At 48.2% G+C, this 17,447-nt stretch carries 8 protein-coding genes; 7 read left to right on the top strand and 1 reads right to left on the bottom strand.

The genetic code is table 11. The annotated features are described in order from the left end of the window. Nucleotides 1-100: 100 nt before the first annotated feature. The 3 genes from galB to H7U12_RS09460 all read left to right on the top strand — a co-directional run bounded on the left by galB (nt 101) and on the right by H7U12_RS09460 (nt 6,141). A complete protein-coding gene (gene galB / locus H7U12_RS09470) occupies nt 101-2,551 on the top strand; it encodes a beta-galactosidase GalB (RefSeq protein WP_186636569.1) in 2,451 nt (816 codons plus the stop codon). Between the two features lie 412 nt (nt 2,552-2,963). Beyond that, on the top strand, nt 2,964-3,611 hold the full coding sequence (locus tag H7U12_RS09465; protein WP_186636568.1) for a GDSL-type esterase/lipase family protein: 648 nt from the start codon (nt 2,964-2,966) through the stop codon (nt 3,609-3,611). A 103-nt stretch (nt 3,612-3,714) separates the two neighbouring features. Then, nucleotides 3,715-6,141 carry a glycosyl hydrolase family 95 catalytic domain-containing protein gene (locus tag H7U12_RS09460; RefSeq protein WP_186636564.1) on the top strand — a complete coding sequence of 809 codons (2,427 nt, stop codon included), beginning with the start codon at nt 3,715-3,717 and terminating at the stop codon, nt 6,139-6,141. A gap of 210 nt (nt 6,142-6,351) precedes the next feature. On the opposite strand, the gene H7U12_RS09455 is transcribed toward H7U12_RS09460, so the two are convergent. After that, entirely contained in the window at nt 6,352-7,578 is a 1,227-nt protein-coding gene (locus H7U12_RS09455) for a glycoside hydrolase family 88 protein (protein WP_241749276.1), read from the bottom strand. 1,522 nt (nt 7,579-9,100) lie between these two features. On the opposite strand from H7U12_RS09455, the gene H7U12_RS09450 reads away from it, so the two are divergent. Genes H7U12_RS09450 through H7U12_RS09435 form a run of 4 tightly spaced genes read left to right on the top strand, consistent with a single transcriptional unit; the run spans nt 9,101 to nt 17,371 of the window. Continuing rightward, nucleotides 9,101-12,325 carry a SusC/RagA family TonB-linked outer membrane protein gene (locus tag H7U12_RS09450; RefSeq protein ID WP_241749274.1) on the top strand — a complete coding sequence of 1,075 codons (3,225 nt, stop codon included), beginning with the start codon at nt 9,101-9,103 and terminating at the stop codon, nt 12,323-12,325. Nucleotides 12,326-12,346: 21 nt separating this feature from the next. Further along, entirely contained in the window at nt 12,347-14,092 is a 1,746-nt protein-coding gene (locus H7U12_RS09445) for a RagB/SusD family nutrient uptake outer membrane protein (RefSeq protein WP_186636562.1), read from the top strand. Nucleotides 14,093-14,122: 30 nt separating this feature from the next. Next, a complete protein-coding gene (locus H7U12_RS09440; RefSeq protein ID WP_186636557.1) occupies nt 14,123-15,304 on the top strand; it encodes a glycan-binding surface protein in 1,182 nt (393 codons plus the stop codon). Nucleotides 15,305-15,322: 18 nt separating this feature from the next. Then, entirely contained in the window at nt 15,323-17,371 is a 2,049-nt protein-coding gene (locus tag H7U12_RS09435) for a hypothetical protein (RefSeq protein WP_186636555.1), read from the top strand. The last annotated feature ends 76 nt before the right edge of the window (nt 17,372-17,447 follow it).

Raw genomic sequence — 17,447 nt, 5'->3', positions numbered from 1 at the left:
TTCCTTCGGGCTCGCTTTTCCTGAAACCAGAGCGTTCGTTCCTTCATCAAAAATGCTTCCCCAGATCTTCCGAAGATCTTTTCTTATGTCACCTTTTACTATGTCCAAAAGATTTTACTCTGCTTTCTCTTTCCTCTGTGTAGGGGTACTATTTTCCGTGCTGGTAAGCAGCAGCGGCTGTAAATCCACTGAAGAACCACAGGTGCGGCAAAGAGCCGATTTTACCAAGAACTGGTCTTTCGTTTTAGATGATCCGGCCAGCGCCCAAGAACCCAGCTTCAATGACCGCCAGTGGCGTAAACTCAACCTGCCACATGACTGGAGCATTGAAGGCAAGTTCGATGAAAAAGCTCCGGCTGGCACCGGCGGCGGCGCGTTACCGGGCGGCATTGGCTGGTATCGTAAAACCTTCACCGTAGAGGAAGCCGAAAAAGGAAAGCTGTTCTTCATTGACTTTGACGGCGTGTACACCAACTCAGAAGTTTGGATCAACGGGCACTACCTGGGCAAACGGCCCAACGGCTATAGCTCGTTCCGCTATGAACTCACGCCACACCTTAAGTACGGGCAGGAGCAGAACGTGCTGGCCGTCAAAGTAGACAACGCGCAGCAGCCCAATTCCCGCTGGTACTCGGGTTCTGGCATTTACCGGAACGTCTGGCTGGTGAAAACCAATCCGGTGCACGTAGCCAAGGACGGTACCTTCGTGACCACTCCTCAGGTTTCCCAGGAAGCCGCAAAAGTGGTGGTGAGCACCATCATTTCCAACGTCCAAAAGCAGCAAGGCTCTTTTGTGCTGCACACCCTGGTGTACGATCAGGAAGGCCACGAAGTAGCCAAAGTCGCTTCGGAGAACCTCACTCTGCCAGATTCCCTGACGGAGGTAAAGCAAGAACTCACCGTGGCTACGCCCAAGCTGTGGTCCATAGAGCAGCCGCACCTGTATTCGGTGGTGACCAGAATAGAGCAGGACGGGAAAGTGGTGGATACTTACCAAACTCCGTTGGGCATCAGAAGCTTCAACTTTGATGCGCAGAAAGGCTTTTTCCTCAACGGCAAGCCGATGAAGATCCTGGGCGTCTGCAACCACCACGACCTGGGCGCCCTGGGAGCCGCCATCAACGTGCGGGCCCTGGAGCGGCAACTGGAGATCATGCGGGGCATGGGCGTGAACGCCATCCGGACCTCGCACAACCCGCCCGCGCCGGAGTTGCTGGACCTGTGCGACCGGATGGGTTTCCTGGTCATGGATGAGTCCTTTGACATGTGGAAGAAAGAGAAAAGCAAGTTCGACTACAGCCACTCCTGGGACCAGTGGCACCAACGCGATCTGGAGGATTTCATCAAGCGCGACCGCAACCACCCCAGCGTGATTGTCTGGAGCATCGGGAACGAGATTCCGGAGCAGTACGGCCCCGAGGGTACCGCCATCGCCACGGAACTGGTGGGCATCGTGAAGAATCTGGACACCACGCGTCCGATCACGGTGGGGCTGAATGAGCCATACCCGCACAACAGTATCTATAAGTCCGGCGGGCTGGATCTGGTAGGTTTCAACTACCACCATCAGGACTTCGAGAAGTTTCCGCAGGCTTTTCCCGGGCAGAAATTCATCGCCACCGAAGCGGTTTCGGCGCTAATGACCCGCGGCCACTATGACACGCCCGCCGACAGCATCCGACGCTGGCCCAAGCGTTGGGATATTCCTTTCCATGACGGCAACAAAGACCTGACCGTCTCGGCATATGACAACGTGAGCACGCCCTGGGGCTCCACCCACGAGGAAACCTGGAAAGTGCTGAAAAAGCACCCGTACCTCTCCGGCATGTTTATCTGGACCGGTTTCGATTACCTGGGCGAACCCACGCCGTACCTGTGGCCCGCCCGCAGCTCGTACTTCGGGGTGGTAGATCTGGCCGGTTTCCCCAAAGATGTCTATTACATGTACCAAAGCGAGTGGACCACCAAACCCGTGCTGCACCTTTTCCCGCACTGGAACTGGCAACCTGGCAAAACCGTGGATGTGCTGGCCTATTACAACAACGCCGATGAAGTGGAACTGTTCCTGAACGGCACCTCACAAGGCATCCGGAAAAAGCAGGGCGATGACCTGCACGTGTTATGGCGCGTGCCGTTCCAGCCGGGTACTATCCGGGCGGTTTCCCGCGCCAACGGCAAAGAAGTCCTCACCAGGGAGATCAAAACCGCCGGGGCCGCCGCCAAAATCGTACTGGAAGCGGACCGTACCGCCATCAACGCCGATGGCAAAGACCTGTCCTTCGTGACGGTGAAAATCCTGGACCAAGCCGGAAACCTGGTACCCAATGCCGATAACCTGGTGAACTTCAAGATAGACGGCAAAGCCACCCTAGCCGGCGTAGACAACGGGCTGCAAACCAGTATGGAATCCTTCAAGGCAAACCACCGGAAAGCGTTCAACGGGCTATGTTTGGCTATCTTACAGGCCCAGGAAGAAGCCGGCCAGGTAAAGCTTACCGCTACCTCTGAAGGCCTACAGTCCGCCACCGTTACCATTGAACTGAAAAAGTAACCAGAAAGGCTACACCTGTTTTAAGGCCGATTTCTGCAAAAGAGCCTTAAAATAACCAACCGGGTGCGGCTTTCTCTGGCGCGAGACTGAAGTCTCGTGACTTGGGATGATGTGAGTCTCCAGACTCGCCGGGAACCACGAATAAAAAACTAACATCAACAATGCGTGGTGTCGCTGCGAGGCAGCGAGGGTAGTCTGGAGACTACCCACATCCGGAGGCACGAGTCGGGAGACTCGCGCCAGCGAGGAGTTAGCGTGCAGGATTTCCGATGAAAATTTGTGCCGGTAAAAGGGTAGCTTTAAGCTACTGTTCACTGGGGCAGGTTAGTGAAATGAGTTGTTTTGGGGCGGTTTTCAGGAAATCGGCCTTAAAACGGGAGTATTGTAAATCATTGATGAAAGGAACATCCGCATGAAAAAGCATATCACGTTCTTCCTGCTGCTCGGGCTGCTGGTTTGTTTTGGGGCCTCGGCGCAGAGCAGGGTCAAGGTGGCCTGCGTGGGAAACAGCATCACGGAAGGGGCCGGGCTGCAGAAAACGTACCCAATGGTGCTGCAGGAGCTGTTGGGTGAGGCCTATGAAGTCCGCAACTTCGGGGTGAGCGGCAGAACGCTGCTGAAGAAAGGGAATCTACCCTATTGGAACGAGAGCAAATACCAGGATGCCCTGAACTGGAACCCGGATATCGTGATCATCAAGCTGGGTACCAATGACTCCAAGCCGCAGAACTGGGTGTACAAGGAGGAGTTTAAGCCCGACTACCAGGCGTTTGTACGATCTTTTCAGAAACTGGCCTCAAAACCGAAGGTGTTTCTCTGTACGCCGGTGCCGGTTTTTGCGGAGAAATTCAGTATCCAGCAGCAGGTGGTGAACACCGAGGTGATGCCGGCGGTGAAGAAAATCGCCCGCAAAACGAAGGCGAAGACCATTGACCTGTACTCCGCTTTCCTGGGCAAACCCGATCTCACGTATGACGGCATCCACCCCAATGAGGCCGGGGCGGCGCTTCTGGCCAACGAGGTGTACCAACAGCTTTCCAAAAACCACCAGAAGAAGTAATCGCCGGCTCCAACGGTGTGCCTTTTAAGCCTGTTTTCAGGAAAATACCCTTAAAAGGCACCTTAACCCTGTACCTGTTTCGGGTACGAATGACCACGCTAACATGACCCGTTTTCTTCCGTTTCTCTCTTCTTTTCTGCTCCTGTTTTATACTGGTCATCAGCTGGTGTTTGCCCAGGCAGATCCTTTTCAGCAGCCTAAGAAAGGTTTCGCCAGTTGGCAGCCCGCCCCTAGTTGGGAACACGCTTTGCTGAGTGGCAACGGGGCCATGGGGGCCATGGTGATGGGCAATCCGCATGACGAGACCTTCATCCTGAACCAGGCCCAGCTGTACCTCCCGGCCACCGAGCCCAAGCCGCCCATTGACCAAGCTAGCCGGTTAGATGAAATCCGGTCTTTAATTTTACAAGGAAAAGGCGAAGAAGCGGCTAAAATTCCGGTGGAGCAGAGTATGAAAGAAGGCTACGGCGGCCACCTGTGGTCGAACCCGTACGTGCCGGCGTTTGATGTGCGGCTGCAGATGGAGCCCTCCAACGTGCAGAAGTACGTGCGTACCGTGGATTTTGAGACCGGCGAGGCCAACGTCACCTGGACCGATGCCAACGGTACGTACCAGCGCCGCCTCTTCGTGTCCCGCCCCGATAGTGCCGTCGTCATCTCTATCAAAGGCACTGCCAAAATCAACGGCCAACTCTCTTTTGCCCGTCGCCCGGTAGAATGGACGCAGTGGGAGCAGATCAACAAAACTGTGGAGAACGTGCACATCGGCGCCAGCGATAACAAATGGCTCACCTACCGCAGTGCCTACAAAAAGCGCTGGCCCGGCAGTTTACAGGGCTACGAAGGTGTGGGCCGGGTAGAGGTGAAAGGCGGCACCTACCGCACCCAAGGCAACGACTTCCTCATCCAAAACGCCGATGAAGTGCTGGTGTTCATCAAGATCAACGCCAACTTTGACTACGCGCACTCGCAGGTAGACCAGCTTAAAAAGCATCTGACGTCACTTCCCGCAGATTACCAGGCTTTGGTGAACCGCCATAAAAACGTACACGGCGAGTTGTTCAACCGGGTGAAACTGGATTTAGGCGGCGGGGCCGAGGCTAATTTGTTTACCGAGACCCTGAACCTGAAAACCAAGAGCGGCAAAGTAGCCCCGGCTATTATTGAGAAGCAGTTCGATGCCGCTCGTTATAACATCATCTCGGCCACGGGCATCAATCCGCCTAACTTGCAGGGCATCTGGGGAGGCACCTGGAGCCCCGCCTGGTCCTCCGATTTCACCCATGACGGCAACGTGGAAGTGGCCATCTCGGCGCTGCTTACCAGCCGCGTGCCCGAGTTGATGCGCGCATATTTCGATTACCATGACAAGCGCCTCCCGTTCTACCGCGACAATGCCCAAAAGATGTTCGGGACGCGGGGCATTCACGTGCCCTCGCACACCAGCAGCCACGGCTGGGACAACCATTTTGATCCTATCTGGTGCCTCAGCCTCTGGACCGGCGGCGCTGGCTGGACCGCCAGTTTCTACTATGACTATTGGCTGCACACCGGAGACCGCAAATTTCTGAAAGAGCGGGCGTACCCGTTTATGAAGGAGTCAGCGCTGTTTTATGAGGATTTTCTGAAAACGGGCCCAGATGGCAAATACGTCTTCAATCCGTCGTACTCGCCCGAGAACAACCCGGCCAACCATGCCTCGCAGGCCAGCATAAACGCCACCATGGATGTCATGATCGCGAAGCAGCTGCTAAGAAACTGCATCGCGGCCGCGCAGGAACTGAACACTGATAAAAGCCAGGTGAAGAAATGGCAGCAGATGCTCACCAAAATGCCCGCTTATGAGCTGGATGAGACCGGTGCCCTGAAGGAATGGCTCTGGCCCGGTCTGCAGAACAACCACCAGCATCGGCACATCTCGCACCTGTACAGCCTCTATGACCAGGTAGACCCCGACTTCAAAAATAACCCCACGCTGCTGGCCGGAGCCCGGAAGATTGTGGAGGAGAAGATGAAGTTCCGCTACAAGGAAAACGGCGGGGAGATGGTCTTCGGGATGGCGCAACTGGCGTTTGTGACCGCCAATCTGGAAGACGCGCCCACCACGGCGCAGCTCATTGACTGGCTCTCGCGCTTCTACTGGACCAACGGCCTGGGTACCTACCACAACCCCGGTTCTCTGTTCAACATGGACCTGAGCGGCGGTTATCCCTCGGTGATCATGCGGGCGCTGGTGTACTCAGAACCGGGATTGGTGAAGCTTCTGCCCGCCTTGCCGGAGGCCTGGGAAACCGGCAGTATCTCGGGCTTGCTCCTGCGGGGCGGCGTGGAAGTACAACAACTCACCTGGGCGAAACAGGAAGTGACCGTGGTCTTGAAGTCTCCGCAACAACAGGAGATCACCCTACAGGCCCCAAAAAACATGCAACTGGTTTCGGGCGGGAAACCAGTGAGCGCGTCGGGTGCCAGAATTACTCAGGTACGTTTACCCGCCGGAAAAGAAGTGCGGTTGGTTTTCAGGGCGAAGTAGAAGTTCCTATCAAATTAAAACATCACCGAAAACAGGAGGAAGAGGGCCCATTCTGCTTAGCGCGCAAGTGCATGGAGAGGCCAAAAAGCTGAAATGGGTTTTTAAGCCTAGTTTAGGAAAACAAGCTAAAAACGCGAGTGGCTACGGTAGGTCCGTTTTCGGTCTGTTTTCAGAATACAGGCAATAAACGGAAAGTACCAAGTAACCAGATTATCTCCTGAATTCCTGGTAACGGCGCAAGGCTTCTATGTAGTAATAATCTGCGTAGGTGAGGGGAACGTCTACTTCGGAGCCTTGCGGCAGGTGCCCTACCCCGTGCTTCAGGAGAAATCCGCCGTTGGTGCCCGGCGCCGCCCGGTATGTATCAGAGGAAAGGCTTTGGAGCATGGTCTCAGCGGCGCTGAAATAGTGCTGGGCAGTAGGGGCGGGCACGTAACGACACAGTTCCAGCAGCGCCGATGCGTTAATGGCTCCCGCGGAGGCGTCTCGGAGCGCCGAGGGGATGTTAGGGGCGTTGTAGTCCCAAAAAGGAATTTTGTCATCGGGCAGGTTGGGGTGCTGCAGGACGAAATCTGCCAGGTGCATGGCCTGAGTTAAGTACTTGGGATCTTTGGTTTCGCGGAACATCACGGTATAGCCGTAGAGTCCCCAGGCCTGCCCCCGCGCCCAGGCTGATTCATCGGCGTAGCCCTGCGCCGTTTTCTTTTGTTGCACGGCTCCGGTGGTGGAGTTGTAATTCAAGACATGATACGAACTGTAATCGGGCCGGAAGTGGTGCTGGAGCGTGGTATTGGCGTGTGTCACTGCCAATTTGTAGAAAGAGGAGTCACCGGTAGCCCGGGTTGCCCAAAACAGCAGTTCCAGGTTCATCATGTTGTCAATGATCACCAGAAAATCATTCGGTGTTGAATCCCAGGACTTAATGGCGCCCACCTTCGGGCTGAAGCGGGAGGCGAGGGATTTAGCGCTATTCACCAGAATGTCGCGGTATTCTGGTCTGGGCGCCAGTTGGTTTGCATTCCCGAAACTACAGTACATCATGAAGCCCAGGTCATGGGTAGTGGTGTTGTACTGCTCTTTCTTTAAGTCCGTCATTATGCGAAGGGCCTCGGTCTGAAGTTCCTTGTCTCCGGTTGCTTGGTACAGGTAAAGCAGCGTGCCCGGGTAAAAGCCACTGCACCACCAGTCAGAGCCGCTGGTTTCCAGTCTGTCTTCCTGGTCGTGGTACGACTTCGGGAATTGCCCCGCGGGCAATCTGTTGGCAAGTACTTTGTATTGAACAGAGGCCTCCTTCAAAAGGGTTGAAACAGTTTCTGCGGGGATCTTCGGCTGGATGGTGACGGGTTTTGAGGGTGTTTTGCTAAAACTGCACCCAAAAAGCAGCATTATCATCCAGTTGGTCAGGAGAATCTGGAAGTACTTTCTCATTGATATCATGAATAAAGGGCGGAGGATCTGAATAGCAGTAACGCAACAGAGAGGAGATACATGATGGAGATATCCCTTTTCAAACGCTAGAGGTACAAATAAATCGTCTTAGAATATAGTTTCCGGTGCTATTTTATGGTGTGCCCAGTCTCTTGATAGCAGCTTTTTGTGTCATTACAATACAGCGCCTGAAAACAGCTTATAGCTCGGTTGAAAATATCGTAAAATAAGCGTTTATGTAAAAGAGTTTGTGAAAATTAAATCTGTTCATTCGGAATTCATTAACATTTTATCTTTAGCCTTGCAGACTTTGTAATTTGCTATTGCCGGAATAGTTCCAAAAAGAACAGATGTTAAGGAATGTTGGGCCCAACGTTAGTTCTCTTTTGATTTAACCGAACAGTACCCCCTGTTTTTATTGATTTTGAGGTTTTCGGCCTTTTTCTGTGATTTTTCAGAGGATAATGAGTCTGTTTTAACATTTGATGCCTACTGTCGCAACATTTAAGGGTGCTCCTGTTGAGGAGAATGCGCTATATTTACTGAGAAGAAAAGTCACTACCATCTTAGGAATGTCTAATGATCCGTCGATTTTGTTTTTGCTGCAAGAAATTGGCTCTTGATAAAGAGTTGATAAATTTAAATAAAGAGAGATTTACGGGATTGAGCACGCTTCTTTCCTAATTAGAAGCTCTTAAGTAGCTAGCTAGGTAGCTGTAAAACTCTCTTTGGGTGAAGATTTAAGAGTAAAAGGTGACTAGGTGCAATAAAGTTGAATTACTTCATGAAAAAGCCTGCTTCTTCTTTATAAAGTGTTAAGACATGAATTCACTCTGTTGTAATGCCTTTTGCCAAGATTTGTTTAGCTGTTTTCCTGTGCTTTTTCACCGTGAGTGTCTAAACAAGTAGAGAGCTCTTCTATTGTAGTTCCAACTAGTAAAAAGAGAGGTTAAAAATATACTAGGTTAAGACCTTCTCTATTTACCTCGTTTGTCTCAAAATGAAGCAATAGAAGCAGCTGATTCTTCAATTCTGAGTGAAGTCGAGATCAAAAGTCAGAAGTATCGGTTTCTGTAAATCCTTAAAATTATCTTGTCATATTGTGAAATCAGTAAAAATGATTAGTTTAGTGGTCTTAAAACTTTTATTTCTTTAAAAACATATTTTATTAGCAGTTATGCCAACGATGGCATAACTTAGAGGAAGTTTAGCTAGTTTCAATCAAATAATTGATAAGAAAGTATTATAAGGAAGATTAAAAACTCCTTAGTTTTGTATAGCTGCCTATGGATAAGAGAAGAGCAGTTGGTTGGTGGGGCGAGTTAGGCAAATAACCTTCATTATTTCATTCTTGCATCAGGGGCTAGGCCTGGGAAGATTGCCTTTTTATGAGGCCCAGGAAAATGTGTTGGTTCAGCTTTTATGCTGGTTTTCATTAGGATTATGATAGTGCCCGTGCGCCTGTGTTTCATCTGGCGTGGTTTTTTGTTTGCTCCATTATGTTGTTTACTACCTAATTCAAATTTACCCTATGATTAAAAATTTATACTCAGACAAAGATTACCAAAAGAGTAGTTCTGTCTTGATGTCTAAGAAAGTTTTGATGATGGTGGCCATGGTCCTGGCTGTCCTCGTCCAGGCTTTTGACGGCATGGCGCAAAGCCCCAGGCGGGCCATTACCGGCAGGGTGACTGCAGCATCAGATAACTCGGGGATGCCGGGCGTGAGCGTTGTGGTAAAAGGTACCACTAACGGGGCCTCTACAGATGCCAACGGAAACTTCTCCTTAGAAGCAGCCAACACAGATGTGTTAGTTGTCACCTTTATTGGGTATGTGGCGCAGGAAGTAACGGTGGGCGACAGAACTACCATCAATGTAAGCCTCCGGGAAGATGCTCAGACTCTGAATGAAGTGGTTGTGACTGGTTATGGGGAGTTGAGAGCCAGCGATGTGCCTTCTGCTCAGACCACCATTGGAGCAAAAGCCATTGAAAGAACGGTAAATACTACTATTGAGCAAGCTATTCAGGGACGTGCACCTGGGGTGTACGTAACTCAGAACACAGGGGCGCCCGGCGGTGGTATCTCGGTGAATATCAGAGGGATCAACTCCATTAATGGTTCTAACGAGCCTTTATATGTGATTGATGGTGTGCAGGTTCAAGGTGCTACTTCTACCTCAGGTGTTAACCCCTTAGCTTCTTTAAATCCATCTGACATTGAGAGTATGGATATTTTGCAGGGGCCCTCTGCAACTGCTATTTATGGCTCACGGGGTACCAATGGAGTAGTGTTGATTACAACAAAAAGAGGTAAAGCAGGTGATCTGCAAATAAATTATTCTTTTTTAAACAGCGTCCAAACTCCTCCGAAAGAATTGGAGGTAATGAATATGCGGGAATACGCCCAAATGGACAATGAATACAAAGCCCTTGCCGGAGGGGCTATCCGGGAAGATTTCCTGGATCCTTCTATACTAGGAGAAGGAACAAACTGGCAGCGTGAATTATTTGACAACGCTCCCATGAACAAACACCAGTTGAGCCTAAGTGGGGGAAGTGAGAATACCCGGTTTTATCTATCAGGGGAGTACCTGGACCAAGAAGGTGTGGCCGTAGGTTCTGGCTTTGATCGTGCATCCGTGAGGTTAAACTTGGATAGTAAAGCCCGCAAATGGCTGACTTTGGGTGCCAACTTAAGTTTTGCCCAAACAAACGAACAGATTTCTACCACGCAGTGGGATATCATCAATAACGCTATTCAGTTATCGCCAGCCATTCCGGTAAGAAACCTAGATGGAACCTATGGCGGGGGCGAGCCTAGACTAAACCCAGATGGTAGCGTTTCTGAGGCTGAGCGTTTTACCCCGGCTAACCCAATTGGTTTAGCAAATATCATTACCAATGATATGGTAAGACGACGGATTTTAGGGGGTTTGAATGCCACAGTGAATTTGGCAAAAGGATTAGAATTTCGGACGTCATTCAATGCGGATTATGGAACCGGATTTGGTACCACCTTTTTGCCGACGTACAGCTTTGGTTACCAGCGGAATGTGATTGCCCGCTTAGATAACAGAAACGAAACCAATACCTATTGGAACTGGAATCAAATGTTGCAGTATGCCAAACAGTTCGGCAAACATAGTGTAACTGTAATGGCCACGCACGAATCGCAGGAGTCTAGTTGGCAAAATACTACTCTCGGAAGAAGCGGGTTTAATACCAATGAGATTATAGACATCAACGCGGGTGAGCAAAATGCTAACCAAAGAACTGGCGGTGGGCAAGGCGATTGGGGAATGGAGTCTTACTTGGGTAGGATCAACTATAATTTTGCAGACCGTTACATTTTACAAGGTGCATTCCGTGCTGATGGTTCAGCTAACTTTGGATCAGGCAATAAATGGGGATATTTCCCTTCTGTATCCGTGGCTTGGCGCGTTTCACAAGAACCATTTTTTGCTATTCCTGCCATCAGTGATTTAAGATTACGGTTTGAAACCGGTTTAACTGGAAGTCAAGGCTCTGGTGGTAACATTTATGCAAGACTCCAGCAATATCCAACTGAGTGGGGATCTGGTTTCCTTGCAGCCAATTACCCTAACCCAAATTTCAAGTGGGAAGAGACTTCAACGAACAACGTAGGTATTAACCTAGGTTTTTTAAGTAATCGTGTTCAATTAGAAGCCGATTACTATGTTAAAAACACGGACAACGTAATTGTTAGAAGTTCCCTGCCATGGTATATGGGGTCGACTGGTAATGGTTCTGTTCAGGCTCCGCTTGTAAACTTCGGCGCACTTCAGAATAAAGGCTGGAGTGCATCCCTTAACACAGTTAACATAGACAAAGGCGGCTTCAAATGGGAAACCAACCTAAACATTTCCCACTTCAAAGCTGAGGTTACAAAGCTTTATACTGAAACCAGTGTAGTCGCTCGTAATGCTCCAGATTGGTACATCCAACCTCTTTGGTCACAGAGAACAGTCGTAGGTGAATCCCCTTGGTTTTTCTATGGGTATATTGAAGAAGGTATTTTCCAAACCGTAGAAGAGGTGCAGGCAAGTGCCCGTCCTGCCGACAGCCAGGGAAAACCTTTTGAAGTAGGAGAAAACAGCATCTGGGTAGGAGATGTGAAATTCCGTGACCTGAATGGGGATATGGTGATCAACGAGCAGGATATGACGAAGATTGGTAGCCCATGGCCTAAATACTTTGGTGGTTTTACCAATGATTTTTCTTACAAAGGGTTGAATCTTAGCATCTTGTTAACTGGAACGTTTGGTAATGATGTGTATAACTATGTCCGCTTCCGTAACTCAAATCCTAACAACATAAACGTTGGGCAAAATATGTTCAGAGAAGCCCGGAACTATGCCAGAGTTAATGCTGAAGGGGTGTTGGAAAATCCGGGAACCACTGTTCCTCGTCTGTCTGGCGGTGACGTAAACAAGAACTTCGCCCGTCACACCACTAAATATGTTGAAGATGGTTCTTTTGTGAGAATCAAGAACATCTCCCTCAACTATAATTTGCCTAATGTACTCGTGTCTAAGCAAAAAATTGTAAAGGCAGCCAGAGTGGGAGTAAGTGTTCAGAACCTGTATACCTTCACGAAATACAAAGGATATGACCCTGAGGTAGGTACTTATGTAGGGCCAAATGTTGGAAACGATGATGCTCCAATTGGAGTTGACACCGGCCGCTACCCAATTACTCCTATCTACTCTTTCAACATTGGAATTGATTTTTAATTTTCACTAGATACACATACCATGATTAATAGATATATTTTAACTGGGGCATTTGCCGCCTTGGTTATGTTCACCGGGTGTAACGACGAATTCTTAGAGAGGCCACCACAGGACACACTTACGGATGGCGCTTTCTTTAAGACCGATGCCCAGGTTTTAGCCGCTACTGCTCCCCTGTACAATGTTGCCTGGAAAGATTATCATGATCAGGCTTCCTATTTCATAGGCGATATCCGCGGTGGTACCTTGTTTTATCCATGGGAAGGTCCGGCGGAGCGTAGAGACAATGTGTTTTTCAGAGCCACTGGTGTTTCTAGATCTACGTTGTGGGCTTACCAGGCATGTTATAATGTTATTGCACAGTCTAATATGGCTATCTATAACATTAACAAGTTAGCGGGGCCAGATGTGAGTGATGCAGCAAAAAATCAGGCTATTGGAGAGGCTCGGTTTATGCGTGCCACAGCTTACAGCATTTTGGTGACCACGTTTGGAGAAGTTCCTATTATCACAGACAATGTTGCGGATCTAAACAACGCAAACAAAGTTCGGAATACCATTCCAAGTGTATGGGAATTCATTACCCGTGATTATTTATTTGCGGCAGATAATCTGCCTCTAGCTGCTACGCAACCCGGAAGAGTAACCAGATGGTCTGCTGAAGGGATGTTAGCCCGTACTTATCTCACCCGGGCGGGTGTGGGTGCAACAGGCGGATCTAGAAATCAGGAGTACTTGGACAAGGCGAAGGAATATGCGCAACGCGTAATTACTATGAGCGGTAAATCCTTAGTTAGACCTTACGAGAATCTTTTTAAGTACCCTTACGACAATAACGCTGAATCTTTGTTTGAAAACCAATGGGTTTTTGGCGATAACTACGCAGCCGCCAATACCATGGCCTCCCAGATTTATCCAATGGGTGAAATAGCCGTGAATAACGACGGCTGGGGTGGTAACTATAGCGCTACCTGGTGGATGATGAGTCTGTATGAAGGTTTGATCACCAATCAGGATGACAATAATCCGGCGAATGATGGTCAAGCCAATGGCTTTACCATGGACCAACGGTTAAAAGCGACCTTTATGCTACCAGGATTTAATTATCCAGAAATAACAGTAAAGGATGGATCTGGAAAAGCAAAGGAGAAATTAACCTGGCCTAACCCGGGTGATGCAGCTGAAAACAACTTTGCAGTTATCAAGAAATATGTAGTTGGTAACGAATTAGATTTAGGAGGACAGGCTGCTCAGCAAAGATATCCTCACAATACCTATATGCTGCGTTTGGCTGAGATGTACCTGACTTATGTGGATGCAGCTATGGGGAATGCGGGATCAACTTCTGATCCTGTAGCAGTACAGTACTTTAATGAGATCCGTACGCGGGCAGGTTTACAAGCTGTTCAAGGTCCCATCCGTATGGATTCGAATTATCCTGGAACTGGTACTAAAGATCAGGTTTTTGAGGAGTGGGTAAAAGAATTTGCCATGGAGAATCTAACCTGGTATGAGTTAGTTAGAATCCACTACTACAATCCACAAAAAGCTTATAAGATAATAAACAACCAAGACAGAGCCTTATTCCTGGCTAAGGCAGATCGTTTCCCTGACCCAACTGGCTGGAAATTTACGAAGACCTCTTGGGTAACGGAAAGAACTCCTAATGTAAGCGATGGTAATTTCTACATGCCATTACCAACCGTGGAGCTTAGCCAGTCGCCAAGTTTGGGCCAGCCAGCCGTTGATTATGATTTTGGAGGTTAGAAATTTAGAATCAGAAAAGAATAGAATCGTATGAAAAATCAATTAAAATATTTCCTGTTCTTAGTTATTGCTTTGGTGATGACAGGGACGTTCACCAGCTGTTCGGAAGATGATGATCTTCCGAACGGCGGTAAACCCATGATTAGCTATGTCCGGGTTACCCGGCCGGCAGCCTCTGATTCCCTTATTGTGTTGGCAGGCCAGGGGCAAATGATTGCGATTATTGGTGAAAACCTGCAGGGTGCCCGTGAACTATGGATGAATGATCGTCAGGCGGCATTGCAGTCTACCTTTATTACGAATACTTCTATCATTGCGCGGGTGCCATCAGACATTCCCTCCGAAATCACTAACAAGCTGCGGATTGTGTTTGCTAATGGAGAAGAAGTAATCCACGACTTTGCAGTAGATATCAGTGATCCTATGCCAACTTACATGGAAAGTGAGTACGTAAATGCTGGCGAGATTGCAACCATTAGAGGAAACTTCTTCTATGAGCCAGTACAAGTTTTCTTTACTGGTGCCAATGATACTAAAGTAGAAGGAGAAGTTGTAGATGTGTTACCCAATGTAATACAGGTGAGAGTGCCTGCCGATGCTCAACCCGGCCCAATTACAATTAAGAGCAAGTTTGGAGAAGGAGAGTCAAGTTTCTGGTTCCGCGACAACCGCAACATTATTGCCGACTATGAGGATACTGATTATGATGGCTGGTGGCATGGCAAAGACTTTATCAAAAGCAGTGAAGATAAAATTCAACCTATTAGCGGGAAATACCTGCGCATTGATAAAGAAAGTACTGGCTCCTGGTTTGAAGCTTGGGTTGGAGAGGGTACTATAAAGACAAAAACCAAGAACATCCCGCAAGATGCCTTTGTTAACCCTGGCAACTATACGCTTAAGTTTGAAATGAATACCGTTGCCCCTTTATCTTATAATGGTGTTCAACTGATGTTTAGTAGTAATGGTGGTCCGGGAAACAGAGAGAGAGCTTTTTACCCATGGGCGGCTAATGTGGATACTAAAAATAAATGGCAGACAGTGAGCATTCCTTTCAAGGAAATCTACGATGCTAACAACAAAAGTAACGACAAAGGAGTGAATGAATTCAAATACAATCCAGATGGATATGCCGTTTCTTTCCACTTTGTAGGCCCAGGTACCAAGGCTCAATTTGCAATGGACAATTTACGGGTAGTACCAAATCCATAATTTCTGAAAGCACGATATATGAAAAACTTCTATAGTATAAGAACACTACTGCTTGCCTTGTTTGTAGTGTCCCTGGGTTTCTTTACCTCTTGCGGAGACGATGATGAAAATGCACTTGCTGGTGGACAGGTGCAATTGTTGAGCTTTGGTCCTACGGGAGCAAAGCATGGAGAAGAAATCAGATTCATTGGCCATAATCTTGATCAGGTAGAATCTGTGGAAATGCAAGGAGCTACCGTTGCAAAGGCCCAATTCATAGAGCAAACCTCAACTTTAATCAGATTGACTGTGCCAGAAGAGGCCATGGCAGGAAAGGTTACGTTGAAACTTAGCACTGGTGATAACATTGTCTCTAAAACTGACTTAAGTTTTGAAGTGCCAATTACAGTAACAGATGTAACGGCAGAAGCTAGGCCAGGAGGAACTATCACGATTACTGGAACTAAGTTAACCTGGGTGGATAGTGTGGGATTTGGCAACGAGATTGTAAAACAGTTCATCAGCCAATCAGCCACCAAGATTGAACTTCAGGTGCCGGCAAATGCTAAAACCGGTAACCTCATCATCTACGGAGGCGGCGAGAACCCTACCTTCCTGGAGACAGAAGAGGAGTTAGTGATCACGTTACCAGAGGTTACCAGTATTGCGCCCGCTTCTATTCGGCATAATGAAGTACTGACTATTACGGGTACTAATCTGGATTTAGTAGGTCAGGTTAATTTCCCCGGTGGCGGTCAGGTAACTACTTTTGAAAGCCAGTCAGCCACATCCATTACTCTGAAGGTACCCACCACTGCTACGAACGGTGCTCCCACATTGATAGCAAAAGGTTCATTGGTGGAAGTGAAGCCTACCCAAACGGTTTCTATTATTTTACCTGTTATCTCTAACATTACAACGGTTAGACATACCCAAAACACTACCATCACCGGTACTGATTTAGATAAAATAAAAGAAATCACCTTCCCGGGAGATTTCACAGTGGCTAAAGCAAACTTTGTTAGCCAATCGGCAACTCAAATTGTAGTTGCGGTGCCGGCAATGGCCAAACCAGGTGCGCTCAAGTTTAAAACCATGCATGATTTTACAGTAACATCTGCTACCAACAACTTTAATGTATTGTTGCCGTCTGTAAGTTCTTATGCACCGGAACTTGTGGCACCTAATGGTACCTTAACCATCAATGGTACAAACTTAGATCTGATTCAAGACATTACGTTTGGCGGCATGACTACTAAAGTATCAGCCTTCTTAAACAAAACTGCTACCAGATTACAAGTTACTGTCCCTACAGCTGCGCAAACGGGTATGCCTAAGTTTACCTTAGCTTCTGGTTATGTAGTTGAAGGACCTAAGCTGACGGTTATAATGCCAACTGTATCCAGTATAACTCCAGCGCCTGTTAGCCCGCGTGCTTACATGACTATAAATGGAGCTAACCTGAATTTAGTGAAATCTGTTAAATTTACTGGGGGGGCCGAGGTGACTACTTTCTTAACTCAATCAGAAAGTCAAATCATTCTTTTAGTTCCTACTGGTGCTCAAACGGGGAAATTGACTTTAACTACCCAGACAAACGTTGTTGTAGTACCTGATGTTGAAGCCGAAATTGTAGGAGTTACTCCTTTGCCAGCCATAGCCTACGCTCTTTTTGCAGATGAGCGACACGCAAACTGGGGTGATTGGAGCTTTGGCGGAACTAGGGTATGGGACGCAACAGACGTTGCTCGAATGGGTACCAAGTCTGCAAAAATGACCTATATATCTACCGGGCAATATGGTGCAATCCGGTTCCATGCAACCACTCCTATAAGTACCGCTGCATATTCAGAATTTACTTTCTCAGTATATGGTGGATCTGGTACAAACGATAAAAACCTGAATGTCGTTTTCAACGAGGCCTACTCTTCACCTGCTAAAGTAGTAAAAGTAGTAGAAGGGAAATGGACTACTTATACGTTCCCGATTTCTGAATTAGGTGACATTGCTACAGTCTCTGACTTCCTGTTGCAATCAGCTACAGATTGGCCAGGTGATATTTACTTAGATCATATCGGATTCAGATAGTCAAGAAAAAGGGGGTAGAAGTTCTACCCCCTTTTTTATTAGCTAAATTGGCTGACAAGTAAAACTCCTAACCTAT

The organism is Rufibacter sediminis (assembly GCF_014269285.1).
GTDB classification, from domain to species: Bacteria; Bacteroidota; Bacteroidia; order Cytophagales; family Hymenobacteraceae; genus Nibribacter; species Nibribacter sediminis.
The sequence above is the reverse complement of the archived record's forward strand: the minus strand, read 5'-3'. Positions and strand labels throughout refer to the sequence as shown.

Bases quoted from the DNA above. Each gene is read 5' to 3' on its own strand.
- H7U12_RS09460 (WP_186636564.1), top strand. From the start codon at position 3,715: ATGACCCGTTTTCTTCCGTTTCTCTCTTCTTTTCTGCTCCTGTTTTAT.
- galB (WP_186636569.1), top strand. From the start codon at position 101: ATGTCCAAAAGATTTTACTCTGCTTTCTCTTTCCTCTGTGTAGGGGTA.
- H7U12_RS09440 (WP_186636557.1), top strand. From the start codon at position 14,123: ATGAAAAATCAATTAAAATATTTCCTGTTCTTAGTTATTGCTTTGGTG.
- H7U12_RS09450 (WP_241749274.1), top strand. From the start codon at position 9,101: ATGATTAAAAATTTATACTCAGACAAAGATTACCAAAAGAGTAGTTCT.
- H7U12_RS09465 (WP_186636568.1), top strand. From the start codon at position 2,964: ATGAAAAAGCATATCACGTTCTTCCTGCTGCTCGGGCTGCTGGTTTGT.
- H7U12_RS09435 (WP_186636555.1), top strand. From the start codon at position 15,323: ATGAAAAACTTCTATAGTATAAGAACACTACTGCTTGCCTTGTTTGTA.
- H7U12_RS09445 (WP_186636562.1), top strand. From the start codon at position 12,347: ATGATTAATAGATATATTTTAACTGGGGCATTTGCCGCCTTGGTTATG.
- H7U12_RS09455 (WP_241749276.1), bottom strand. From the start codon at position 7,578: ATGATATCAATGAGAAAGTACTTCCAGATTCTCCTGACCAACTGGATG.